21 protein-coding genes and 1 pseudogene are annotated in these 22,860 nt (G+C 71.9%); 5 read left to right on the top strand and 17 right to left on the bottom strand.

The genetic code is table 11. The features are described from left to right. Positions 1–4: 4 nt before the first annotated feature. From BN1555_RS25495 to BN1555_RS25470, 6 genes and pseudogenes are all read right to left on the bottom strand, one after another. Positions 5–643 (bottom strand): hypothetical protein, encoded by a 639-nt coding sequence (locus BN1555_RS25495; RefSeq protein WP_093801559.1) that lies wholly within the window; start codon positions 641–643, stop codon positions 5–7. Between the two features lie 26 nt (positions 644–669). Continuing rightward, positions 670–1,761: pseudogene (locus BN1555_RS25490) on the bottom strand (methyltransferase domain-containing protein); the annotation flags it as partial. Between the two features lie 160 nt (positions 1,762–1,921). After that, positions 1,922–2,422 (bottom strand): GNAT family N-acetyltransferase, encoded by a 501-nt coding sequence (locus tag BN1555_RS25485; RefSeq protein WP_093801558.1) that lies wholly within the window; start codon positions 2,420–2,422, stop codon positions 1,922–1,924. Continuing rightward, the gene (locus tag BN1555_RS25480; RefSeq protein WP_093801557.1) at positions 2,419–3,918 is read right to left on the bottom strand and encodes a tripartite tricarboxylate transporter permease; all 1,500 of its coding nucleotides are present in this window, start codon (positions 3,916–3,918) and stop codon (positions 2,419–2,421) included. Before BN1555_RS25480 ends, BN1555_RS25485 begins: the two co-directional genes overlap by 4 nt. 3 nt (positions 3,919–3,921) lie before the next feature. Beyond that, positions 3,922–4,452 carry a tripartite tricarboxylate transporter TctB family protein gene (locus tag BN1555_RS25475; protein ID WP_093801556.1) on the bottom strand — a complete coding sequence of 177 codons (531 nt, stop codon included), beginning with the start codon at positions 4,450–4,452 and terminating at the stop codon, positions 3,922–3,924. Next, a complete protein-coding gene (locus BN1555_RS25470; RefSeq protein ID WP_093803640.1) occupies positions 4,449–5,432 on the bottom strand; it encodes a Bug family tripartite tricarboxylate transporter substrate binding protein in 984 nt (327 codons plus the stop codon). Before BN1555_RS25470 ends, BN1555_RS25475 begins: the two co-directional genes overlap by 4 nt. A gap of 143 nt (positions 5,433–5,575) precedes the next feature. Between BN1555_RS25470 and BN1555_RS25465 the strand changes: the two genes are divergently transcribed. Further along, complete coding sequence (locus tag BN1555_RS25465) at positions 5,576–6,280, top strand: response regulator (protein ID WP_093801555.1); 705 nt, start codon at positions 5,576–5,578, stop codon at positions 6,278–6,280. Positions 6,281–6,527: 247 nt separating this feature from the next. On the opposite strand, the gene BN1555_RS25460 is transcribed toward BN1555_RS25465, so the two are convergent. Then, on the bottom strand, positions 6,528–6,809 hold the full coding sequence (locus BN1555_RS25460; RefSeq protein WP_255306156.1) for an HFCD family protein: 282 nt from the start codon (positions 6,807–6,809) through the stop codon (positions 6,528–6,530). Between the two features lie 265 nt (positions 6,810–7,074). Here BN1555_RS25460 and BN1555_RS25455 point away from each other — a divergent pair, with 265 nt between their 5' ends. Next, positions 7,075–7,515: a hypothetical protein gene (locus BN1555_RS25455; protein ID WP_093801554.1), complete on the top strand. Its 441-nt coding sequence runs from the start codon at positions 7,075–7,077 to the stop codon at positions 7,513–7,515. A gap of 250 nt (positions 7,516–7,765) precedes the next feature. Next, on the top strand, positions 7,766–8,788 hold the full coding sequence (locus tag BN1555_RS25450; protein WP_093801553.1) for a DUF3533 domain-containing protein: 1,023 nt from the start codon (positions 7,766–7,768) through the stop codon (positions 8,786–8,788). A gap of 91 nt (positions 8,789–8,879) precedes the next feature. On the opposite strand, the gene BN1555_RS25445 is transcribed toward BN1555_RS25450, so the two are convergent. From BN1555_RS25445 to BN1555_RS25430, 4 genes are all read right to left on the bottom strand, one after another. Continuing rightward, positions 8,880–9,962: a S1 family peptidase gene (locus BN1555_RS25445; RefSeq protein WP_093801552.1), complete on the bottom strand. Its 1,083-nt coding sequence runs from the start codon at positions 9,960–9,962 to the stop codon at positions 8,880–8,882. 251 nt (positions 9,963–10,213) lie between these two features. Beyond that, on the bottom strand, positions 10,214–11,116 hold the full coding sequence (locus BN1555_RS25440) for a S1 family peptidase (protein ID WP_093801551.1): 903 nt from the start codon (positions 11,114–11,116) through the stop codon (positions 10,214–10,216). Positions 11,117–11,417: 301 nt separating this feature from the next. Further along, positions 11,418–12,209, bottom strand: a complete 792-nt coding sequence (locus BN1555_RS25435) for a DUF1684 domain-containing protein (protein WP_093801550.1) — start codon at positions 12,207–12,209, stop codon at positions 11,418–11,420. 58 nt (positions 12,210–12,267) lie between these two features. Further along, entirely contained in the window at positions 12,268–13,458 is a 1,191-nt protein-coding gene (locus BN1555_RS25430) for a DUF5685 family protein (protein ID WP_176710130.1), read from the bottom strand. A gap of 302 nt (positions 13,459–13,760) precedes the next feature. On the opposite strand from BN1555_RS25430, the gene BN1555_RS25425 reads away from it, so the two are divergent. Then, positions 13,761–14,201: a cell division protein SepF gene (locus tag BN1555_RS25425; protein WP_093801549.1), complete on the top strand. Its 441-nt coding sequence runs from the start codon at positions 13,761–13,763 to the stop codon at positions 14,199–14,201. 13 nt (positions 14,202–14,214) lie between these two features. Here BN1555_RS25425 and BN1555_RS25420 read toward each other — a convergent pair whose 3' ends face one another. Together BN1555_RS25420 and BN1555_RS25415 are read right to left on the bottom strand one after the other, a co-directional pair. Further along, a complete protein-coding gene (locus BN1555_RS25420) occupies positions 14,215–15,405 on the bottom strand; it encodes an acyl-CoA dehydrogenase family protein (protein ID WP_093801548.1) in 1,191 nt (396 codons plus the stop codon). Between the two features lie 84 nt (positions 15,406–15,489). Continuing rightward, on the bottom strand, positions 15,490–17,208 hold the full coding sequence (locus tag BN1555_RS25415; protein WP_093801547.1) for an MFS transporter: 1,719 nt from the start codon (positions 17,206–17,208) through the stop codon (positions 15,490–15,492). A 432-nt stretch (positions 17,209–17,640) separates the two neighbouring features. Here BN1555_RS25415 and BN1555_RS25410 point away from each other — a divergent pair, with 432 nt between their 5' ends. After that, on the top strand, positions 17,641–18,669 hold the full coding sequence (locus tag BN1555_RS25410; protein ID WP_093801546.1) for a phosphatase PAP2 family protein: 1,029 nt from the start codon (positions 17,641–17,643) through the stop codon (positions 18,667–18,669). A gap of 99 nt (positions 18,670–18,768) precedes the next feature. Here BN1555_RS25410 and BN1555_RS25405 read toward each other — a convergent pair whose 3' ends face one another. From BN1555_RS25405 to BN1555_RS25390, 4 genes are all read right to left on the bottom strand, one after another. Then, complete coding sequence (locus tag BN1555_RS25405; protein WP_093801545.1) at positions 18,769–18,984, bottom strand: I78 family peptidase inhibitor; 216 nt, start codon at positions 18,982–18,984, stop codon at positions 18,769–18,771. A gap of 478 nt (positions 18,985–19,462) precedes the next feature. Beyond that, positions 19,463–20,470 carry a helix-turn-helix transcriptional regulator gene (locus BN1555_RS25400; RefSeq protein ID WP_093801544.1) on the bottom strand — a complete coding sequence of 336 codons (1,008 nt, stop codon included), beginning with the start codon at positions 20,468–20,470 and terminating at the stop codon, positions 19,463–19,465. 71 nt (positions 20,471–20,541) lie between these two features. Beyond that, complete coding sequence (locus tag BN1555_RS25395) at positions 20,542–21,387, bottom strand: hypothetical protein (RefSeq protein ID WP_093801543.1); 846 nt, start codon at positions 21,385–21,387, stop codon at positions 20,542–20,544. Then, positions 21,384–22,667 (bottom strand): glycosyltransferase family 4 protein, encoded by a 1,284-nt coding sequence (locus BN1555_RS25390; RefSeq protein WP_093801542.1) that lies wholly within the window; start codon positions 22,665–22,667, stop codon positions 21,384–21,386. Before BN1555_RS25390 ends, BN1555_RS25395 begins: the two co-directional genes overlap by 4 nt. Positions 22,668–22,860 lie beyond the last annotated feature (193 nt).

Below are 22,860 nucleotides of genomic sequence, written 5' to 3'. Positions count from 1 at the left end.
TGGCTCAGCCGGTCGCCCCCACGTCATTGCCGGGTGCGCCGTCCCCCACCGGGGGCAGGTCGCCGCGCTCGGGCATCTCGTCCGCGCCGACGCCTTCGCCGCTCTCCGGACGCTCCGGGAGCACCGCGTCCAGCTCCCGGTTGTCCGCCCGGTGCGCCTTCTCGGCGGCCTGCCGCAAGGTCTCGCGGTCCACGGCGCCCTGATCGGCGCCGACCCGCACCACATGCCCGTCGTACGCCCGCGCGTACTCGTGCGAGGTGCCCGAGGCGCGGTACCAGTGGTCCCCGTCCCGCTCGCACTCGCCTCCCTCACCGGCCCCGGACCGCGCCCCCGCCCCTGTCCCCATGGGCACTGTGGCGCAGTTCGTCTCGTCCAGCCTCCCCCGGTCGACTGTCAGCTGTATCCGTCCGCCGGTCCCCGGGGAGAAGTACGCGGCCGAGAAGCCGTCGTTCCCGATGACGCCGACGGACTGCTCGGCCGGCTCGTACCCGGGCACCTCGGTCACATAGATCAGCTCCAGGGCCGACTCCCCGGCCCGCGCCTGAAGTTCGGCGGACGCAGGAGCACCGGCCTTCTCCGTACCGCAGGCAGCGAGCACCGGCGGAAGCAGCAGAGCGGCGAGCACACGCGCACGCTTGCTCATGACGGTGTTCCCGGTACACCCGGTGTGCCCGTCGCCGGAAGGTGGACCGCTCGCGACCGGCCCTTCCCTTCGTGGGCGATGGAGTCACCGTCCTCGTGCCAGTGGACGACGAAGCGCTCCCCCGCCCGGTACGCGTCGAGGCCCGCGCGGCAGTAGGCGACCATGTCGGCGGGCAGGGCGCTCAGGGGGTGCCAGGCGAGCTCGGAGCACTTGCCCGGTTCCCGGTTGTACGGCTCGCCGCCTGCGCCGTACCGCGCCTCGAAGAACCAGCCCGTCCTGGGATGGCCGCCCGGCGCGCGGTGCTGCATGACCAGCGCCACGCGCAGGTCGTCCGGGGCCAGCGTGATGCCGATCTCCTCCTCCGCCTCGCGGATCATCGCCGCGCGGACGTCCTCGCCGTCCTCCACGTGCCCCGAGGGCCCGTTCAGCAGGCCGTCCGCGTATCCCGTGCCGGCCCGGCGGGCGAGCAGCACCTCGTCGCCCCGGCGGAGGATCAGGTGCACGTCGACCACTTCGGTGTGGCGGGGGCGCGGGGCCGGGCGGGCCACCACGGCGTAACGCTCGTCGTCGACGGTGCGGCCCCACAGGGACGGGTCGGCGGAAAGCCGTTAGTACCGGACGTGCGGGGCGAGCGGGGCGAGGGCGTCGGTCACCTCGCGCGCGGGGAGACCCACGCCGTCCCACATCCCCTCGATCAGCAGCAGCCGCCCGCCGGGCCTCAGCAGCGAGCACCAGTGGCGCAGGGCGGCGCCCGTGTCCGGCAGCAGCCACAGCACATGACGGGCCATCACCACGTCGAACTTCCGCTCCCCGACCGGCGGCCGGAAGGCGTCCCCGACGAGGACCTCGGCCTCTGCCGCTCCCGCCAGCTTGATCCGGGCGAGGTCCGCCATCCGCGGCGAGCGGTCGATCCCGGTCACCCGGTGTCCCTGCTCGGCGGCGAGCAGGGACATGCCGCCCGTACCGCAACCGAGGTCGAGCACCTCGGCCGGCCCGTCCTGCGGCAGCCACGCCCTCATCCTCGCCGCCCACGCTCCGCGCACGGCGGGGTCGAGCAGCCCGTGGTCCGGCTCCTGGTCGAAGGAGTCCGCGGTCGCGTCCCAGTCGGTCGTCCTCATGCGTCCGATCGTCGCAGCCACCACTGACAATCGCTGACGATCAGCGGGACGCGTGGGCCGCGAATACCGGAGCGTTCAGTTCCGGACCGAGGCGGGCGGCCCGCGCCAGGAAGCCGGCCGCGCCCGGCCGGGACGCCTGCGCCGCGCCCGGCGGGCCGGCTCAGTGGCCGAAGCCCCGGGCGTCCGGGTTCGGTGGCTCCTGTCCCGTCGGTGCCGGCAGTCGCTTGCGGTAGTGGAAGCGGTCGTACACGCCCTCCACCCGCCGCTCCACCAGCTCGTACCCGAATCGGGGGTACAGCTTCTGGTTCTCCCGCATCTTCGCGTTCGTGTGGAGACGCACCTCCGGCAGCCCGAGCGGGAGCGCGTGCGCCTCCACGTACTCCAGCAGGCGGCGGCCCACCCCCCGCCCGTGGGCGTCGGGGTGGACCGCGACGCTGTCGAGGAAGAGGTGGTCCGCCTCGGGTACGAGCACCAGGACGCCCCGCACCGGGTCGCCCGCCACGAACACCCGCCCCGCCGCGACGTTCGCCGTGTGACCGGCTTCCATCGGGGCCGGCACGACGCCGGTCCGTTCGATGCAGTGGTGGTAGGCCGCGTCGGTCACGGCCTTCACCCCCGGTACGTCGGCGGAGGCGGCGGGACGGACGGTGTCGTCGGTCATGCCGACACGTTACGGCGACGGCTCGTCACCAGCTTCTTCAGCCAGGGCCAGGCCAGCAGGATCACGATCACGGCGTAGACCGTCACCGAGAAGGGGGTGTCGACCAGTCCCGTCGCGCTTCCGTCGCTGATCTGGAGCGCGCGCCGCAACTGCTGTTCCGCCGCCGGGCCGAGGATGACGCCGATCACCGCGGGCAGCACCGGCAGCCCGTACCGCCGCATGCCGAACCCGATCAGGCCGATGACCAGCAGGATCACCAGGTCCAGCGCCTCGCCGCCCACCGCGTACGCGCCGACCGCCGCGAAGAAGAGGATCCCGGCGTAGAGGTACGGGCGCGGGATGCGCAGCAGCTTCACCCAGAGGGGCGCCAGCGGCAGGTTGAGCAGGAGCAGCAGCACCATGCCGACGAAGAGCGAGGCGATCAGACCCCACACCAGGTCGGGTTCGCGCTCGAAGAGGAGCGGCCCCGGCTGGATGCCGTACTGCTGGAAGGCGGCCAGCATGACGGCGGCGACGGCCGTCGTCGGCAGGCCGAGCGTCAGCATCGAGACGAGGGTGCCGGCGGCGGAGGCCGAGGCCGCCGACTCCGGTCCCGCCACGCCCTCGATCGCGCCCTTGCCGAACTGCTCCTTGTGCTTGGAGAGCCGCTTCTCGGTGACGTACGAGAGGAACGTGGGGATCTCCGCGCCACCGGCCGGGATCGCGCCGAACGGGAAGCCGATGACGGGGCCGCGCAGCCAGGACTTCCAGGTGCGCCTGAGATCGGCCCCGCCGAGCCAGGGACGGCCGACCGGAATGGGCTCGGCGGCCGTGCGCCGCAGGTGCGCGGCGACCCACAGCGCCTCGCCGATCGCGAAGAGGCCGACCGCGACGATCACCACGTCGATGCCGTCGGCGAGCTGGAGCGAGCCGAAGGTGAGACGCTGCTGGCCGGTCATCTGGTCCAGGCCGACGAGGCCGATGGTCAGACCGATCAGCAGCGACGCCGCGCCCCGGATGCGGGACGAGCCGAGCACGGACGTCACGGCGATGAACGCCAGCACCATGATCGCGAAGTAGTCCGGCGCGCCGATGTCCACGGCCAGCGAGGCGACGGTCGGCGCGAGCGCCACCAGCAGGATCGTGCCGATCATGCCGCCCGCGAAGTGACCGATGGCGGCGGCCGCCAGCGCCTGCGCACCGCGTCCCGCCTTCGCCATCGGGTTGCCCTCGATGGCCGCCACCACGGCCGCGCTCTCACCCGGGGTGTTGAGCAGGATGGAGGTCGTGGAACCGCCGAACATCGCACCGTAGTAGATGCCCGCGAACATGATGAACGCGCCGGTGGGCTCCAGCCCGTACGTCACGGGGAGCAGCAGGGCGACGGCCATCGCGGGTCCGATGCCGGGCAGGACGCCGATGGCGGTGCCGAGCAGGACGCCCAGCGCGGCCCAGAGCAGGTTGACCGGGGTGAGGGCCGTACCGAAGCCGTCGATAAGGGAGTTGAGGGAGTCCATGACTCAGAGCACCTCCATCAGGGGGCCACCGGGGAGCGGGACTCCGAGCAGGTTGTTGAAGACGAAGAAGGTGACGAGGGAGAGGCCGGCCGCGATGAGCGGGTCGCGGTCGTAGTGGCGGCTGCCGAGGGCGTACGCCGATCCCCAGAAGAGCAGGGCCCCCGAGACGGGGAAGCCGAGCGGACCGATGAGGACGGCGTTGCCGAGGAAGACCCCGGCGAGGAGCAGGACCGTACGCCAGTCACTCGGCTCGCTCAGGTCGATGTCCTCGCCGCCCTCGGCCTCGCCGCGGCCGCCGCGCAGGACGTCGACGGTGAGGAGTACGGCGACGAGCAGCAGGGCGACGCCGACGACGACCGGGACGGTCTTCGGTCCGACGGGGCCGCGCTGGGTGATGTCGACGTCCATGGTGAGGGCGTCGGTGAGGACGAGAACGCCGAGCAGCAACAGCAGGACACCGACGCCGATTTCGGAGTGCTCGCGCAGCCATCCGCCGCGGCCGGCGGGCGCGGGGGTTTCGGTTCCGGTCGTCACAGCCCCAGCTCCTTCAGCACCGAGTCCACACGCTCGTCCTGCTCGTCCAGGAAGTCGCCGAACTCCTCCCCGGTCAGGAACGCGTCGTCCCAGCCGTTCTTCTTCATCGACGCCTGCCACTCGGGCGAGGCGTGCAGTTTCCCGACCAGCGCGACGAGCTTGTCGCGCTCGGCGTCGGTGAGCCCCGGTGGCGCGACGATGCCGCGCCAGTTGGTGAAGTCGGTGTCGAGGCCCGACTCGCGCAGGGTCGGGGCGTCGAGGCCCTTGACCCGCTCGGGGCCCGTGACGGCGAGCAGGCGCAGTTCCCCGGACTCGATCTGGTCGAGGTACTCGCCGACGCCCGAGACGCCGAAGGCGACCTTGTTGCCGAGGATGGAGGCGAGGAGTTCGCCGCCGCCGTCGAAGGGGATGTAGTTGACGGACTTCGGCTCGATGCCCGCGGCCTTCGCCATCAGCATGGGGGCGAGGTGGTCGGGCCCGCCGGGCGAGGAGCCGCCGCCGACGGGGAGCTTGGCGGGGTTCTTCTTCCAGGCGGCGACGAGGTCGTCGATGGTCTTGTACGGGGAGTTCTTGCCGACGACGACGATGTCCTGCTCTTCGGTGAGCCGGGCGATCGGTGTCGTGTCGCCCAGTGTCCTGGGCGACTTGTTGGTGTGCACGGCGCCGACGACACCGAGCCCCATCGACATGGCGAGCTTGCCGTTGCCGTGTTCGCCGACGAGCCGGGTCAGACCGACGGTGCCGCCGGCGCCCGGCAGGTTGAACACCTCGATGTTGTGGGTGAGGCCGGCGTCCTCGGCGTTCTTCGCGGCCGTACGGGCCGTGATGTCGTAGCCGCCGCCGGGGGTATTGGGAACCATGAAGCGCAGGCCGGGGATCTGCGTGCCGGTGTCGGCGCCGCTGCCTGTCGTGAGCAGCGGCGGCCCCACCAGTACCAGCAGTGCCGCCCCGAGCAGGGCGAGGGGAGTGCGCACGCGCACCTGGGCCACCACCTGTCCGTTTGAACTGGGAATTCAGGGAAATTCGTGAAGTGGCCCACATGTTGCCCGCACGTTAACAAGCTGTCTCCCTTCCGCAATCAACGGACGTTGTGGTCGTTGCGGTCGCGCCCTAGCCTGGCGCGGTGACCAAGGTGCTGGTGGTGGACGACGACTTCATGGTCGCGAAGCTGCACAGCCGCTGCGTGTCCGCGATGGACGGTTTCACGGTCGTCGGAGTGGCGCACAGCGGTGCCGAGGCGCTGCGCGCGGCCGAACTGCTTCGCCCCGATCTGGTCCTGCTCGACGTGTATCTGCCCGACATGGACGGGATCAGGGTGCTGCGCGAGCTGCGCGCGGCGGAGGAGCGGGTCGCCGGCACGGAGGACAGGCACACCGTGGACGCGCTGTTCATCACGGCCGCCCGCGATGCCGGGGTCATCAGGGCCGCGCTGCGGGCCGGCGCCCTGCACTATCTGATCAAGCCGTTCAACCGGGCGGCCCTTCAGGAGCAGCTGCGGCACGTGGCGTCGGTGCGTACCCGCTTCGACGAACTCGCCGAGCAGGGCGAGGCGCGCCAGGCGGACGTCGACCAGATCTTCGGGCCCCGCCCACCGGGCTCGCGCGAGCTGCCGAAGGGCCTCGCGGCGCCCACGGCGGAGCTGGTCGAGCGCACCTTGCGCGAGCACCCCTCGGGCCTTTCCGCCACCGAGTGCGCCGAGTCCGGATCGCTGTCCCGCGTCAGCGCACGCCGCTACCTGGAGTTCTTCGCGGACACGGGCCGCGCCGAGGTGACGCTGCGGTACGGCGGGACGGGACGGCCGGAGCGCCGCTACCGGTGGATCGGCTGACGGTTCTCAACCGTCGCCGACTTCGCGATGAAGTCATGCGCGCGGAGCAGTGACCGTGTGGCCGTGACGCGTGCTTCACTCCGAACCGCTCTGACCGGAGCGATTTCAGCGGGCGTGAGACCGTCCCACTCGTTCGATCGCTCGTTGATCCCTGGTATGCGAACGAGCATGTGGCCGGGAAGCGCGAAGGACCCGGACAGAGTGCCCGGGTCCTCTTTCCATGCCGGCCAGGCCCCTTGGCGGCCCATCAGGGGGTCAATGGGTCGACGGCGGCGAGAACGGCATCCCAGGGCAGCCCGCGCCCACCAGCTCCCTCGCGCGGCTCGTACAGCGGCCAGACGTCCGGCCCGTACACGAGCCGGACATCCGCTTCGCGAAGCGTGTCGATGTGCCGCCGCCACGTGGGATGGCGGGCGTGGGCAGCGTTGACGCGCGGGAAGAAGACGACCGGCAGGTCCAGGGTGCCGATCGCCTCGCCCACCTGTGTGAGTGCCTGGTTGTCCGCGACACCCGTAGCCAGCTTGGCCACAGTGTTCGCGCTCCCGCAAGCAGTGAACCGTGGTGTGCAGCAGGGCCAGAAAGGGCACTGGTCCGCGCCCAGCACCAGCGGGCATCGATCACTACTGGGCGCCCCCGCGTGTGAAATGCGTCGGCTCTTGACCTCAGTCCTACGTTCGCGCGGGTCAGAGTCAATTTCAGCCACTGACTACCCATGCCCTCCGGAGTCGCTGCTGTACAGCATCGGTTCGCTCTTCCGAGGTGAGCGGTCTCCTGAGAACCCGTCATTACAACGCGTGGTCTTCGGCAAGGACACCGGCGGGTCGGGCACCGCCCCGGCGCCGATCGCGTCCGCCCCCACCGATCAGGAGGTCGCGGACGGTGCCGGCAAGTCGTCCGTGGAGCACAACGGCCACGGCGACGACGACCACGAGACGGGCGCCGGGGTGACCGCCCCGGCCACCGGCCGGGCCACCGGCCGGGCCACCGGCCGGGCCACCGACCAGGACGCCGGCCAGGCGGGCCGGGACACCGGTGAGGACACCGGTGAAGACTCCTCCCGGCCTGCCACGGGCCGGGCCGCCGACGAGCCCGCCGTCAACGCGCCGGAGGCGAACGGCACCGGCGCCGCGCGGCCGGTCGCCGCCGGTGAGAGCCTGGCCGAGACCGGTGGCGACAGCACCACCCCGTACATCGCGATCGGTGGCGCCGCCGCCTCGCCGTCGGCGCCGCGGTGATGTTCGGCTCCGTCCGCCGCAAGGCCGCCCGCCGCTGACCCGGCCCCGGTACCAGCCCCGGTCCCGGCCTCAACACCAGCCCCGGTTCCGGTCCCGGTCGGCCGTACGACTGCCGCCGCCCCCGCCTCGTTTCCCGGGCGGGGGCGGCGGCTCCGCTGCAGCCGTCGGGCGACGGCTCCGGTAGTCCCGGTCTCGGCCGATCGGCCCAGCTCCGCCTGCGCGAACGCCGGGTGCCCCCGAGCGTGGGGGCATGACCTTCGTCGACGAGGTGAAGACCGCCGTCACGCCACGGGCCGCACTGCTCGTCATAGGTGTGCTCGCCCTGCAACTGCTGTTCATCACGTCCTACGTGGGAGCGCTGCACAGCCCGAAACTCCGGGACGTGCCCTTCGGCGTCGTCGCCCCCGAGCAGCCGGCCGCGCGCCTCGTCGGTCGGCTCCAGAGCCTCCCGGGCGACCCCTTGGACCCGCGCAGGGTCACGGACGAGGCCACCGCCCGCCGGCAGATCATGAACCGTGAGATCAACGGCGCCCTGATCGTCTCCCCCACCTCGAAGACCGACACCCTGCTGGTCGCCTCCGGCGGAGGCACCGTGCTGTCCTCGGCCCTGACCGCGCTCACCACCAAGGTCGAGGCGTCCCAGCAGCGCACCGTGGAAACCGTGGACGTGGCCCCGGCCTCGGACCGGGACTTCAACGGCCTCTCCGCCTTCTACCTGGTCGTGGGGTGGTGTGTCGGGGGCTACCTCTGCGCCTCGATCCTGGCGATCAGCGCGGGCTCCCGGCCCGCCAACAGGGAGCGAGCGCTGATCAGGCTCGGCGCCATGACGCTCTACTCGGTCGCGGGCGGGCTCGGCGGCGCGATCATCGTCGGCCCGGTCCTCGGCGCTCTGCCCGGCAGCATCGTGGCCCTGTGGGGTCTCGGCTCCCTGCTCGTCTTCTCCGTCGGAGCGATCACGCTCGCCCTCCAGGCGCTCACCGGCGTCGTGGGAATCGGTCTGGCTGTGCTGATCGTCGTGATCGCGGGCAATCCGAGCGCGGGCGGGGCGTTCCCGCTGCCGATGCTGCCTCCCTTCTGGGAGACGATCGGCCCCGCCCTGCCGCCGGGCGCGGGCACCTGGGCGGCGCGCTCGATCGCGTACTTCCGGGGCAACACGGTCTCCGGACCGCTTCAGGTCCTCAGCATCTGGGCGATCGCGGGCAGCGTCATCACCCTGATCATGGCCTCGCTGCGCAGACCGGACACGGGCGGCTCCCTCCCGTCCGGCACGTGAGGACCGGCCCCTCGGCAGCGCCCCGTCCGGTACGCACGCGCACCGGACGGGGCACCGGCGGGCCGGCCGGGCCGGTACCAGGACCCGGGGCTCAGCCGATCTCCGCCTCCAGCACCTTCAGCGCCGCCGGCACCGGCTGGAAGAACGTCTCACCGCCCGCCGTGCAGTTGCCGCTGCCGCCCGAGGTGAGGCCGATCGCCGTGTCCTCCGTGAAGAGCGAGCCGCCGCTGTCGCCGGGCTCGGCACAGACCGTGGTCTGGATGAGCCCGCTGACGACGTCGCCGTTGCCGTAGTTCACGGTGGCGTCCAGCGCGGTGACCTTGCCGTCGTGCACCTTGGTGGTGGAGCCGCTGCGCCGCACCGCCATGCCGACGATCGCCTCGCCCGCCTTGGTGATCGGCTGCGTACTGCTGTTGTAGAGGTTGACCTCGCTCGGGTGCTCCACCCCGTCGTCGTACTTGACGAGCGCGAAGTCGTTGCCGGGGAACGTCGAGACGGCCGTCGTGCCGAGCGCGCCGCCCTTGGAGTCCGCCCACTGGCTGCCGGCCTTGCCGCAGTGGCCCGCCGTGATGAAGTGCGGTGCGCCGCCCTTGACCACGTTGAAGCCGAGCGAACAGCGCGCGCTGCCGCTGAGGATCGCGTCGCCGCCCGCGACGAGCGGCTTGAACTCCCCGGCGGACTTCTTCAGTACGGCCTTCCGGCCGAACGCGCCGACGGCCTTCTCCAGCTTCGTCCACGCGCCGCCCCCGACCGTACGGTCGGCCGTCACGACCACCTTGTTGGTGACCGGGTCGGTGGCCCACGCGGTACCGGGGACGGTGGCCTCGCCGGCGAGGGTGGACCGTACGGCGGTCAGTTCGGCCAGGGAGTTCTTGACGGTCCGGGGCTTGCCGCCCGCTTTCCGTACGCTCTGGGCCGCCGTCTCGTTCATGACGTTGACCACGAGCACCTCGGACTCGCTGTCGTAGTACGCCCCGGCCGCGTCGTCACCCAGGGCCGACTGGAGGTCGGAGGCGAGCTTTTCGGCCCCCGTCGCGGTCAGCCTCTTGACGGTGTGCCGGGGGGTTTCGTCACTGGCGTTCGCGGTCTGGAAGGTGACTCCCGCTGTCATCAGAGCCGCGACACCGGCTCCCGTCACGGCCACGCGCCGCTTGATCGTGCGTCGGTGCTTCACGTAATGACCTCCTGTGGGGGTTCGGCCCTGCAACGTGGGGGTCAGGGCCGTAGTGCGCCCCCCGTGTCCTCACCTTCCGAGTTCTGCCCAGTCGGTCACGTTCGCGAACACCGGATGCGACCATCTGGGCGGCAGCGAGCGAGGACCCGTCCTGGCCGGTATGCGTCCACACGACGACGAGTCCCCGCCCGGTCGGCCGGGCGGGGACTCGTCTGCTGCCGACCGTGGTCGGTCCTCGGAGTGAGTTCTTCTCAGTAGACGCTGACGCCGTACGCGCTCAGGGCCTCGGTGACCGGCTGGAAGAAGGTCGTACCGCCGGTGGAGCAGTTGCCGCTGCCGCCCGAGGTCAGGCCGATGGCACGGGTGCCGGAGTAGAGCGGGCCGCCGCTGTCGCCGGGCTCGGCGCAGACGTTGGTGCGGATCATGCCGTAGACGATGTCGCCGCCGCCGTAGTTCACCGTGGCGTTGAGGCCGGTGACGGAACCGCTGTGGGTGCCGGTGGTGGAACCGCGGCGGGTGACGGACATGCCGACGGTGGCGTTGGCCGCGCTGGTGATGTCCTGGTTGCCGACGGTGCCGGGGTGCGGTACCGAGGTGTTGGCGTACCGCACGAGGCCGTAGTCGTTGCCGGGGAAGCTGGATCCGGCCGTCGGGCCGATGCTCGTGGTGCGGGCGGAGTCGGTGTACCAGGGCGGGTTGCCGTCGGTGCAGTGGCCGGCGGTCACGAAGAAGTAGGTGCCCGCGCTGTTGCGGACGTTGAAGCCGGCGGAGCAGCGCCAGCTGGTGGCGTAGATCGCGTCGCCGCCGGAGATGAGCTTGGAGAACTTGCCGGGGGTCCGCTCGACGCGGATGGCGCCCGCGTTCGTCCCGGCCTCCCGCTTGATCTTGGCGATCTCGGCGCCGGAGACGGTGCTGTCGGCCGTGACGACCAGGGTGTCGGTCGACTTGTCGATGTGCCAGGCGGTGCCGGCGACATTAGCCTCCAGGACCGCGTCACTCGCGGAGGAGAGCTGGTCGGCGCTGTACGTACGGGCCGTGTCGGCGCTTGCGTTCGGTACGGCGAGCGCGGCGGTGGCGACGAGTCCTGCCGTGACGGCGACCAGGCGGGATCGTCTCGCCACACCGGTGCGGGGGGTGGTGCGCTTGTTCCTCACTTCTCGTTCCTCCCGAGGGGAAGTAGGGGGCCCGCCCGTGGGGTGAAACGGACCCGTGAGGCGCAGTCAGTGAACCCGTCGTCCGGATTCCGACAGGTTGTGCTCCTGACAAGCGCTGTTCGGGAGTATTCGGGGCGCCAACTGCCCGCGCAAGGGCGCCTTTCGGCCGACCGGGCACCACGACGGGCGGCCCCGGCGGCGCTGGGGCCGACGGGGCTGTGCGGTGTCCGGCGCGGCGCTCCGCGTGATGCCGCGCTCCAGGGCGCCGTTCCGTACGGAGCCGTTGCGGTGCTGGGACGGATCAGCGGTCGATCCGGTTCCTCTCCCCCGCCGGGACCGGGACCGGCAAGGTGTTGCCCGGCGGTGGGAACGGGCAGATGAAGTGGTCGGCGAACGCGCACGGCGGCAGCAGCGCCCGGTTGAAGTCGACGGTCACCGTGGAGTCGGCCGCGGGCGCGGGCGGCCGCAGGAAGCGGAAGCGGTACGTACTGGCTCCGCTGGTCGCGTCGGCGAAGACCGCCCAGAGCGAGCCGTCGTTCTCGACCGCGACCTGAAGCGTGTACTCGACGCCGTCGATCCCGAAGACGATCTCCCCGGCGAGGCCCAGTCCGCGCTCGCGCCCGTCCGCGTTCTCGACCTGGATGGTGGTACGCCCTTCCTCGTACGGACGGAAGCGGCCCGGCAGCACCCACTTCGCGTCGTACGGCGTCACTTCCAGGCCCGCGAAGGCGCGGCGCGCCGGCGACCGGGGGTCGAAGACGCGGACCGCCCACAGCCCTTCGCGGCGCAGCACGACCAGCCGCCGCCCGTCGGCCTCGACGCGGGACTCCGGGATCGGCCCGGTGTCCGCGGTCAGCCTGGCCTCACCGGTGAGCGGCTGCCCGTCGACGGTGATCCCGTCCTCGGGCGCGGCGGTCAGGACCACCTCGTCACCGTCGGCCGTCCACTTCCCCGGCACGTCCGGAATTCGACCTTCCGGGTAGTCGGAGAGCCAGTGGGTGCCGGTGAGCGAGAGCGGGCCGTACGGCCCGGAGACCGTCTCGACGCGCTGCTCGTGCCAGTGCTTCCAGTCCTGCTGAGGGTCTGTGCTCATGCGCTCGACTTTTCCACACGGGCGCTGTGGGCACGGGGAGCCCGGGACGCCGCCCGCGTCAGCAGTCGCAGCCGCAGTCCGAGCAGTCGCACTTGTGGCAGCAGCCCTCGCGCTTCTTCCTGGACCAGGGCCCTTCGTACTCCGCGGCGCAGCACCATTTGCAGGTGCAGCACAGTCCGACCGCGACGGCGCACCCGGCCCAGAAGCCGCGCCTGCCGGGCCTGCGCGGTTCGCCCGTGAACCCGGGCGGCATCCCGCCGGGACCGCCGGGCACTCCGGGGCCACCGCCGTAGGGATTGTTCGAGCCGTACGGTCCGTACGGTCCGCCACCGCCGTTCCCGGACGCGGGCGGCGGCGTCCCGTACGCCTGCGCCCGCGCCTGATGGCCGCAGGCCGCCGTCCCGAAAGCCCGGTCCACGGCCCGCTCCAGCTCGTGCGCCAGCAGCACGTGCGCCAGCTTGGCATCCGTGAAGTGCGCGTCGCGCAGCGCCAACCGCACGCCGTGCACCGCGTCGTCGCACAGCCGACGCGCCTCGGCCGGCCCGGTGCCGGTCGCGGTGAGCGGGTTCCACGCACCCGACACCGCGTCGGCCTGCAGGTCCTCCACGGCGTCCAGCAGGTGCGCGAGCCGCCCGAAGAGGCGCCCCGCCTCCGCGAGCGGCGCCACGTTCTGCGGCTTCCCGGCGAGCACGGCGGTGTGCGCGAAGGCCGCCGCGGTCGCCGTCTCGGCCGGTTCGGTGACCGTGAGGACGGAGGTGCCGGGGCCCGCCAGCGCCTCGATGCCGGCCTGGCGGTCGACCGCGTCGACGAGCAGCGCGGTGTCGAAGCCCAGCGAGGCGCCCGTACGCGCGCCCGCCCTGTCCCAGCCGGCGGCGACCCGGCGCGCGGCCGCGGCCACCGGCCTGCGCGCCAACACCCCGTCCCGGTCGGCGACGTGGTCCCGCACCTTCGCGGAAGCCAGGACCAGTGAGACGGCCGCCGCGAGCCTGGCCCCTTCGCCCTGGGCGACGGGCGCGGTCCGCATCGCGCGCAGCGGGCAGGGTCCGGCGGTGCGCCGCCACCCCGTGACGCGCTCGGACTGAGCCTCCGTCAGGACCGAGACGATGAGCCCGTCGTAGTTGGTGACGACCCTGGCCAGCTGCCCGTGGTCACCGCGAAGTGCCAGGCACAGACCGCAGAGATGGGCCGTCCACTCGGCCCTGAGTCCCTCCGGGAGCCGATGGCTGCAGGGCCTGACGATTCCGAACACGGCCTTCCCCCCCAGGTGTCGTTCGACGGTGCGCCCGCATCGTACCGAGATGGTTCGAAGGGGCCCGAGCGGGCACCTGTTCACCCGTCCGTCCCCCTCGTCACCCATGTGGACCGACGGTCGTATTTTTCACCCTGTCAGCAGCCTTACGCGGTGGGAACCTTGACGAATCGCCACAAGTTCTGCACCAGTACCGTCACGAATCACCTGCGCGGCGACTATCCACTTGGCGCGCAATCCGCATGATGGACGACCATAGGGGGAGCGGAACACAGACACGACCGCGGTGAAAGGAGGCGTCCATGGGATCGGTGCGCAAGGCCAGTGCCTGGCTCGGACTCGTCGAGGACAGCGACGACGACCGCTACTACGACGACGAGTACGCCGAGGGAAACAACGAGACAGCCGAACCCTGGGTCACGGACCCGCGGGTCCGGGTGGCCTCCGAACCGGCCGGGGACAAGAGCCCCAGGATCGCCACGGTCACCCCGGACGGATTCCGGGACGCGCGTGCCATCGGCGAGCTCTTCCGGGACGGCGTCCCGGTCATCATGAACCTCACGTCCATGGAGCCCTCCGACGCCAAGCGCATCGTGGACTTCGCCGCCGGCCTCACCTTCGGTCTGCGCGGTTCGATCGAGCGCGTCGCGACCCGGGTCTTCCTGCTGAGCCCCGCCGACACCGAGGTCGTCAGCGGCGAGGCCGCGGGCCGCGACACGAACGGCTTCTTCAACCAGAGCTGATGAGCGGAGCCGCTCACCGGAAGGCGTCCAGGCCGGTGAGCGCCTTGCCCAGTACGAGCTGATGCATCTCGACGGTGCCCTCGTAGGTGAGCACCGATTCAAGGTTCGTCGCGTGCCGCATCACCGGGTACTCCAGCGAGATGCCGTTCGCGCCGAGGATCGTCCTGCTCGTACGGCAGATCTCGATCGCTTCGCGCACGTTGTTGAGCTTGCCGAAGCTGACCTGCTCGGGCCGCAGGCACCCCGCGTCCATGCGCTGCCCCAGGTGGTGGGCGAGCAGGATGCCCTTGTGCAGCTCGACCGCCATGTCGGCGAGCTTGGCCTGGGTGAGCTGGAACCCGCCGATCGGCTTCCCGAACTGCTCGCGGGTCTTCGCGTAGTCGACCGCGGCCTCGAAGCTGGCGCGGGCCGCTCCCATCGCGCCCCACACGATTCCGTACCGCGCGTGGCTCAGACAGCTCAGCGGCCCTTTGAGTCCGGTGACGTCCGGCAGTACGGCGTCGGCGGGCAGCCGCACCTCGTCCAGGACCAGCTCGCTGGTGACCGAGGCGCGCAGCGACCACTTGTGCTTGATCTCGGGCGCCGAGAAACCGGCGGCGCCGGCCGGCACGACGAAGCCGCGGATGCCGTCGTCCGTCTGCGCCCAGACGACGGCCACCCCCGCCACCGATCCGTTCGTGATCCACATCTTGCGCCCCGTCAGCACCCAGTCGCCGCCGTCCTTCTTGGCGTACGTCCGCATCCCGGCCGGGTCGGAACCGTGGTCGGGCTCCGTCAGGCCGAAGCAGCCGATGATCTCGCCCGCGGCCATGCCGGGCAGCCAGCGCTGCTTCTGCTCCTCGGAGCCGAAGCGGTGGATCGCGTACATGGCGAGCGAGCCCTGCACGGAGACCAGCGAGCGGATGCCGGAGTCGGCGGCCTCCAGCTCCAGGCAGGCCAGGCCGTACTGGACGGCGGACGCGCCCGCGCAGCCGTAACCCTCCAGGGACATGCCGAGGGCTCCGATCGAGCCGAGCTCGCGGGCCAGTTCGCGGATGCCGGGAAGTTCGCCGCGCTCGTACCAGTCGGCGATGTGCGGCAGGACGCGGTCGGCCGCCCAGGACCGTACGGTCTCGCGGATCGCGAGGTCCTCGGGTGCCAGCAGATCGTCGATGCCGATCGGGTCGGCGGGGTCGAACGGCGGAAGCTTCGAAGTGACGGACATTCCTGGCCCTCCGGCGGCTGCTCGGCTCACGGTGCTGCGCGAAACTAGCAGTGATAGTTACTGCTCGCCGCCGACGTTACGGGGTCAGCGCGCGGCCCGTCCAGACCCGGCCCGCTCCACCGGCTCCCGGCGCGCCGGGACCTTCACCCGGGGCCCGGGTTCCTGGTGTACGGGCGTCTGGGGACCGGGTACCCGGGCGTCCGGCACCGGACGGTCCGGCCCCTTCTCCGGTTCGCGCGCCCCGCAGTCCATCAGCCGCGGCAGCCTCAGCGCGGCCAGCGCCCCGAGCAGCAGCAGGCCCGCGCTGACGAAGAGCGTCACGTGCAGGCCGTGGACGAAGGCGTGCCGCGCCGTGGAACGCAGTGTGTCACCGGCGGTTCCGCCGAGCTGGGACGCGACCGTGTATGCCTCGCCGAGCGAGTTCGCCGCGCCCGCGCTGTCCGCCGGGGAGACCCCGGGAACCGCGGCGACCCCGGGGGCGTAGGCGGCGTTCATGACACTGCCGAGCAGCGCGATGCCCATGCCGGCGCCGAGCTGGTAGGAGGTCTCCCCAATGGCGGCGGCGCCGCCCGCGTGCTCGGCCGGGGCCTCGCTGAGCATCGACTCGTACGCGCCGAAGAGCGTGGTCTGGAGCCCGAAGCCGAGCAGTACGAAGCCGGCGGTCAGGAGGGCGGGCCGGTCGTGCTGCCCCATCAGGGTCAGCACGAGAACGGCCGCGGCGGTCAGCGCGAAGCCGAACGACACCATGGCGCGCGGGCCGAGCCGCTGGAGGGTGTACGAACCGGTGGCGCCGGCCGCCATCGCGGCGAAGGTCAGCGGCAGCAGCCGCAGCCCGGTCTCCAGCGGGCTCAGTCCGAGCACCAGTTGGAGGTACTGGACGGCTATCAGCTCCAGGCCGACCAGCGCCAGCATCGCCAGGACGATGCACCCGACGGAAGTGGAGAAGGCGGGCCTGGCGAACATCGTCACGTCGACGAGCGGATGCGCCCGCGTCTTCTGCCGCCGCACGAAGAGGACGAGCAGCACGGACCCGACGAGCAGCGGCAGCAGCGTCCTGACGTCGGCGACGCCCTCGCCGGCGCCCGCCCGCTTCACACCGAGGACCACGCCGAGCACACCGGCCGCCGCCATCAGCGCGCCGAGCACGTCCCAGGGCCCCTGGCCGCTCCCCCGGGACTCGGGCAGCAGCCAGCGGCCGGCCGGCAGGATCAGCGCCATCAGGGGGATGTTGATGAGGAAGACCGAGCCCCACCAGAAGTGCTGGACGAGGAAGCCGCCGAGTACCGGCCCGGTGGCGGCGCCGATGGCCGCGACCGCGGTCCAGATGCCGATGGCGACGGCGCGCTCGCGCCGGTCGGGGAAGGCGTGACGGAGTATCGAGAGCGTCGCGGGCATGATCATCGCGCCGCCGACGCCGAGCAGGGCGCGGGCCGCGACGAGGACGTGCGGGGTGTCGGCGAAGGCGGCGAGCGCGGACGCGGCGCCGAAGAGTCCGTAACCGAGCAGCAGGACGCGGCGGCGCCCGACGCGGTCGCCGAGCGTGCCGAAGAGGATCAGCAGTGAGGCACAGACCAGCGGATAGGCGTCGACGATCCAGAGCAGTTCCATCGCGCCGGGGCGCAGGTCCTCGGAGACGGCCGGGACGGCGATGTGCAGGATCGTCGCGTCGAGGGCGACCAGCAGGAGACTGGCGCACAGTACGGCCAGTACGGCCCAGCGGTTGCCGGAGACGGCTGCCGGATCCGGCCGATGCCGGGGGGCGTCCGCGGACCGCTGTGTTCCGGCCGTGGCCGTCCCTGACATGTACGTACCTCCCAGTGAAATCCCTCGCGCTCGGCGGACCGGCGGGGACGGCGTGTCCAACGCCTCCGCGGGGCCCGGCATCGACGGGCGAGTGGGCCGTCAGAGTACGCGAGTTCACACCCGTGCCGCGTGGCGCACCTCTCATCGGGGCGGACGGCGCGGTGTGGCGTACGCCACGCGGCGGGGTCCGTTCTCGATCTTGATCCCCTCGTGAGCGGGCGGGAAATTCCACGTTGAGTTCCGGTGAACCGAATTCGTCGGCACGCATTCACTCTTACGCGCGAACCTCCGAATGAATAGGGCGCAAGACTGCTCCGCTTTCCTGGGGCGGCCGGGATAAACTCCCCGATGAGACGCACCCCACATCACATCGTCATCACAAAGATGCCGGATGGGCCGGGCTTGTCACTCACCCGCTGTAACGTCGATTCAGTGCGTACCGACCGAATCTTCGCCCGGCTGGACCGGGAACCGGAGCCGCCGAAGATAGAGATCCCCGGGATGAGCCGTACCCGCACGGTCCTCTTCGGTTCGACGATGGCGTTCTACATCGCCATCGTCTGGGCCGTGCTGATCACGTCCTGGCTGGTGGCCCTCGACTGGAAGGTGATGCTGTTCCGGCCGTACGAGCAATGGCCGGAACTCCACCCCTTCCTCGACTACTTCGTGGTGCTCGGCCAGCGCGGGCCCACCGCCGTGATGGTGGCGGCCTGGCTCGGCTGGCGCTCCTGGCGCCAGCACACGCTGCGCCCGCTGCTGGTACTGGGCGCCGCGCTCCTCCTGCTGAACGTCACGGTGGGCGCGGTCAAGCTCGGCCTCGGCCGTCTCGGCCCGCACTACGCGACGGAGATCGGCTCGGCCGAGATGTTCGCGGGCGGCGATATATTTCCTTCCGGCCACACCGCGAACGCCGTGGTCACCTGGGGCATCCTGGCCTACCTGGCCACCACCCCTCGGGCCCGGCGCCATCTGTCGGTGCTCTCCGCCGTCGTCGCACTGGGCGTCGGCGCGACCACCGTCTACCTGGGCACCCACTGGCTGAGCGATGTACTCCTCGGCTGGGCCGCGGGGCTGCTGATCCTGCTGAGCCTGCCCTGGTTCGAGCCGCTGATCGGCCGCACCGAGGCCCGGATCTTCGCGGTGCGCGCGGCCTGGCGCGGACGTCGCAGGCTCGGCGCCGCACAGCCCGCACCGGCCGGCGGCCGCCTGGCGCCGGCTCCCTTCGCGCACCGGCACCCCGCCCCGAACGAGAAGTCGGCCCGCGAGCCGGTGGGCGCGGGCAGCGGGAGCGGCAGCCGCGCCACGGGCGCCAGGGCCACCGGTCACCTCACGACGCGGCCGCACACGGCCCGTTCGGAGCGGACCCCGGTCGCACCGGCCGGCAGCCGCCGCCTGCCGCACGCCGACCGTACGGGCGCGACCCGTCCCGGGACGTCGCCCCGGCCGGTGGCCGGCGGCTGACCCACCGCGGGACCCGTGGGGACGGTACGCACAGCCTCCCCGCACGCGAAGGCCCCGGACGGCTCCCATGGAGCCGTCCGGGGCCTTCGCGTGGCTGCGTCAGCCCTGCCAGCAGCGGATGACGGTGTCCTTCTCGACCTCGAAGTTGAGGCGCCCCCCCACGTACTCCATGGTGATGATCGAGCCGGGCGGCAGCGCCCTGACGGTGCTCCAGCCCCGGTCTCGGGCCAGTCGCTCCGCGTCGGCCGCGTCGAGGCCGACGTAGGACTCGGGGGCGTCGTCGGGCTGTGCGGAAGGGGTCGGTACGGGTGCCATGGAACTCACCGTAGGCCGCCGGAGACGGGGAAGGAAGCCCGGGGCGCGAGCGGTGTGCCACCGTCCCGGGTGCCTCGGCGGTCACACTTGTGTCACAGGATCACGACGGGCGTTTGACATGAACTCCTTCACCCGAAAGGACCGCCCGGCGTGTCGGGATGCTAATTGCGCCCCCGCGAATGATCACGCAATAACAGGTTCTGAATTCATTCCCGGAACCTCATGGGCGCTCCTCCGTAATTGCGCCCGCGAGTCGGCCGCGGGAAATGACAGTCCGTAGCGAATTCACGGGTCCCGCACAGAATCCGCACCGCACGGTTCGGGGCCTGTGGGCCCACGGGTGTATCCGGTCCCGCGCCATCCCTGCCGGACCGAGGGCGATACGAGGGGCACGGGGAGCACGAGTCAGGCCGCGCGGTCGTGGGCCGCGGACCTTAACGGCGCACGGCGGGAGAGCCGGCGCCGGCGGTCCGTGGGGCTACGGCCGTTCACTCGCGTCCGCGGGCCTCCTGCCCGCCGGTGCGTCCGGGCCCAGAGCGCGCGCGAGGAGGTCACGGGCCGACCTGATCCGCTCGGTGAGCTCCGGCGGCTCGACCACCTCGAAGTCGAAGCCCATGAGCATGATGTGAATGACCAGCACGTCCAGGCTCGCCGCCCCGGCCCGCAGCAGACAGCTGTGCGCGTCGACGGCTTCCAGCACGCCGGCGCTGGGCGAGACCACTTGCGCCGCCTCCTCCAGCGGCACCCGCAGCCGGACCACCGCCGTAGCGGCGTACGCCCCGGTGGACACGCCCTTCGAGACGTACGCCGCGAGGTCCCCGGCCGGGGGGTCGCGCGGCACGAAGCGCGGGCCGTGCGGCGGCGCCGGGGTGATCCGGTCCGCCCGGAACGTACGCCAGTCCGCGCGGTCCAGGTCCCAGGCGACGAGGTACCAGCGGCGCTCGGTGCACACCAGGCGGTGCGGCTCGACGGTTCTGCGCGACAGGGTCCCGCCGTGGTCGCGGTACTCGAAGCGCAGCCGCTCGCTGTCCCGGCAGGCATTGGCCAGCTCCGTCAGCACCGAGGCGTCGACGGTGGACGCCTGCGGGCCGCGCAGCATGGGGACGGTGAAGGCGTTGAGCGCGCCGACGCGGCGGCGCAGCCGGCCGGGCAGCACCTGTTCGAGCTTGGCCAGGGCCCGTACGGACGTCTCGCCGATGCCCTCGATGCCCTGCCCCGCGGCGGTACGCAGACCGACCGCGACGGCCACGGCCTCCTCGTCGTCGAGCAGCAGCGGCGGCAGTTCGGCGCCCGCGCCGAGCTGGTAGCCGCCGCCCGTGCCGGGGCTGGCGTTGACGGGGTAGCCCAGCTCGCGCAGCCGGTCGACGTCGCGGCGCACGGTGCGCGGGGTGACGCCGAGCCGTTCGGCCAGGTCGGGTCCCGTCCACTCCCGGTGGGCCTGGAGCAGCGAGAGCAGGCGCAGCAGACGTGCCGAAGTCTCCAACATGAGGGCGAGTCTGCCAGTGTTCGAGGACAGCTACTGTCCTCGAACACCGGCCGCTCCGCCCCTGCTTCCCCTTACCCGGCGGTGTGCTTCGCGGTGTCGAGACGCACGCTGAGGTCGTTGTCGGCGGTGAAGTACGGGTAGGCCGTGGTCGGCCGGGTCACCCGGGGGCCCTCGACCGGCAGCACCGGGTAGCGGAAGACGGTCTTCTTGTCCCAGACGTCGTCCAGGATGCGCCCGATCCGGATCCCCGGCGAACCGTCGGCCGGGCACAGCCACAGGTCCCACAGCCGCTGCTCGTCCCCGCGCCCCTCGGCCAGCGGCTCGTACGCCAGCGTGAAGGTGAACATGCCGTCCTCCCCGCCCGTCACCGGCACCCGGCGCACGTCCTTCTCCGCCCCGCGCAGCCTGGCCTCGACGGCCGCGCCCTCGCCGAGCCCGGCCCCGTACAGCCGTCCTTCCACCGTCATCGCGCCGGACGCGAAGGTGACGGCCCCCGCCTCGGCGTGCGGCGCGCGCGACCAGCTGCGCACCGCGAGCTTGCCGTCGAGGGTCGGGTACGGGATGCGTACGGCGACCTGGGCGCGCCCGGGGTCGGGGGCGCGGTCGACGAGCGAGCGCAGGTCCCTGCGGCCGGGCTCGATGCGCTGTTCGCCGGTCTCGTCCCCCTGGGTGGTGAAGGCGTCCCAGCGGCCCTCGGCCAGCTCGACCGTGCTGGGCAGCACGGCGCGCAGCCGGCCCGCCCCGGTGGGGGTGAGCGGCAGCCGCATCGTGTCCGCGGCCGTCTTCCCGCCGCGCCGCCGCAGTACGAGCACGGCGCCCGGCGACGCGTCGCCCACGATGTCGAAGGTGACGCCGCCCGCGGAGTCCGCGATGCAGTGGGCGCGCGGCGGCTCGGTACGGGTGGGGGTGCCGGTCATGCGGTCTGCCCTTTCCGGATCGCGGAGGCGGCCTTGTGGCGGAGGGAGTACGCCTTGTCGAGTACCGCCCCCCGGGAGAGGTACAGCGCTTCGTGGACCCGGCTGCGCGAGCGGCCGTGTGCGCCGCGCGAGACCAGTTCGGTGAACAGCGCCTCGTGGCGCTCGGCGATGGACCCCGGGTCGAAGCGGGCCGAGTTCTCGAGCGCGGCCGCTCCCATGGTGCGTCGCAGCTCGTCGTCGTTGATGAGGCCGAGGAGCGCGTCGGCGACCGCGCCGGCGTCACCGACCGGCACCAGCCGTCCGTCGGTCCCGTCGGCGATGATCTCGCGGGGTCCGTGCGGGCAGTCGGTGGAGACGACCGGCAGGCCGGCGCGCATCGCTTCGACGATGGTCATGCCGAAGGACTCGTGGCTGGAAGTGACCGCGGCGATCGAGCCCTTGACCCATTCGGACTCTATGGGGCTGGCGGAACCCATCAGGAAGACGTGGTTGTAGAGCCCGAGTTCGTTGATGAGAGCGCGCAGCTTGTCCTTCTCGTTGCCGCTCGCGTCGCCGCCGCCGTAGATGCGCAGCCGCCAGTCGGGGCGGGCGGCGACGACCTTCACGAAGGCCCTGATCAGCAGGTCGTACCGCTTGACCTTGGTGAGCCGGCCGGCCGCGACGACCCACTTGGCACTGGCGTCGGCCGGGGCGACGGCGGGCGCGGGCACGCTGTTGGGCACGGCCTCGATGCGTACGCCGGGCAGCTTGAGACGGGTGCGGTAGGCGTGGGCGTCGGCTTCGGTGACGGTGGTGACGGCGTCCAGCAGGCCGTAGCGGTGGCTCAGTTCGCGGCGCAGCCGGTAACTGTGGCCGTCGAGGGTGAGGTGCTCCTGGCCGACCCGCACGGGGCCGCGCCTGGCCTGCCGGGTGATGTGCACGTTGAGTCCGGGGCGGGTGCCGACGACGACGTCCGCCTCCAGGGACTTCAGGTGCGTGGCGATCCGGGCGTCGGTGAGGCGGCTGTACTGCTTGTAGCGGCCGTCACCCTCCGGGAAGACCTTGGCGGGGAGCGCGAACCGCTCGTCGTGGCCGTCGTACCCATGGCTTTTCTTCCGGTGGTCCACCAGGTAGTCCAGCCGTACGCCGGCGGGGACGCCCAGCACCGGCTCGTCGCGGTGGCGGAAGACCGAGACGATCTCGACGTCGTGGTGCTCGGCCAGCGCCTGGGCGAGGTTGAACGTCGTACGGATCGTGCCGCCGATGCCGTACGCGTTGTGGAGTAGGAAAGAGATGTGCATACGCCGACGTGACTCCCCGTTTTCCCGCGGACCGTGGTGTGGTCGGTGATCCGCGTGTGTGTCAGAAAATGACTGTAACTGGGCAAAACGTGATTGGTCTGGTCCGCGCCAAATCGTTCCAATACGGTTGTGACATCGATAGCGCGGACGGAGCAACCAAACCGCCGTTCCGTGCATCGGGCCCGGTGGGAAA

The sequence above is a fragment of the Streptomyces sp. Wb2n-11 genome (assembly GCF_001049855.1).
GTDB lineage: Bacteria > Actinomycetota > Actinomycetes > Streptomycetales > Streptomycetaceae > Streptomyces > Streptomyces altiplanensis.
The sequence above is the reverse complement of the archived record's forward strand: the minus strand, read 5'-3'. Positions and strand labels throughout refer to the sequence as shown.

Coding starts and splice junctions, on each gene's coding strand:
- BN1555_RS25480 (WP_093801557.1), bottom strand. CDS start 3,918: ATGGACTCCCTCAACTCCCTTATCGACGGCTTCGGTACGGCCCTCACC.
- BN1555_RS25425 (WP_093801549.1), top strand. CDS start 13,761: ATGGGATCGGTGCGCAAGGCCAGTGCCTGGCTCGGACTCGTCGAGGAC.
- BN1555_RS25395 (WP_093801543.1), bottom strand. CDS start 21,387: ATGACCGGCACCCCCACCCGTACCGAGCCGCCGCGCGCCCACTGCATC.
- BN1555_RS25495 (WP_093801559.1), bottom strand. CDS start 643: ATGAGCAAGCGTGCGCGTGTGCTCGCCGCTCTGCTGCTTCCGCCGGTG.
- BN1555_RS25405 (WP_093801545.1), bottom strand. CDS start 18,984: ATGGCACCCGTACCGACCCCTTCCGCACAGCCCGACGACGCCCCCGAG.
- BN1555_RS25420 (WP_093801548.1), bottom strand. CDS start 15,405: ATGTCCGTCACTTCGAAGCTTCCGCCGTTCGACCCCGCCGACCCGATC.
- BN1555_RS25415 (WP_093801547.1), bottom strand. CDS start 17,208: ATGTCAGGGACGGCCACGGCCGGAACACAGCGGTCCGCGGACGCCCCC.
- BN1555_RS25435 (WP_093801550.1), bottom strand. CDS start 12,209: ATGAGCACAGACCCTCAGCAGGACTGGAAGCACTGGCACGAGCAGCGC.
- BN1555_RS25400 (WP_093801544.1), bottom strand. CDS start 20,470: ATGTTGGAGACTTCGGCACGTCTGCTGCGCCTGCTCTCGCTGCTCCAG.
- BN1555_RS25485 (WP_093801558.1), bottom strand. CDS start 2,422: ATGACCGACGACACCGTCCGTCCCGCCGCCTCCGCCGACGTACCGGGG.
- BN1555_RS25450 (WP_093801553.1), top strand. CDS start 7,766: ATGACCTTCGTCGACGAGGTGAAGACCGCCGTCACGCCACGGGCCGCA.
- BN1555_RS25390 (WP_093801542.1), bottom strand. CDS start 22,667: ATGCACATCTCTTTCCTACTCCACAACGCGTACGGCATCGGCGGCACG.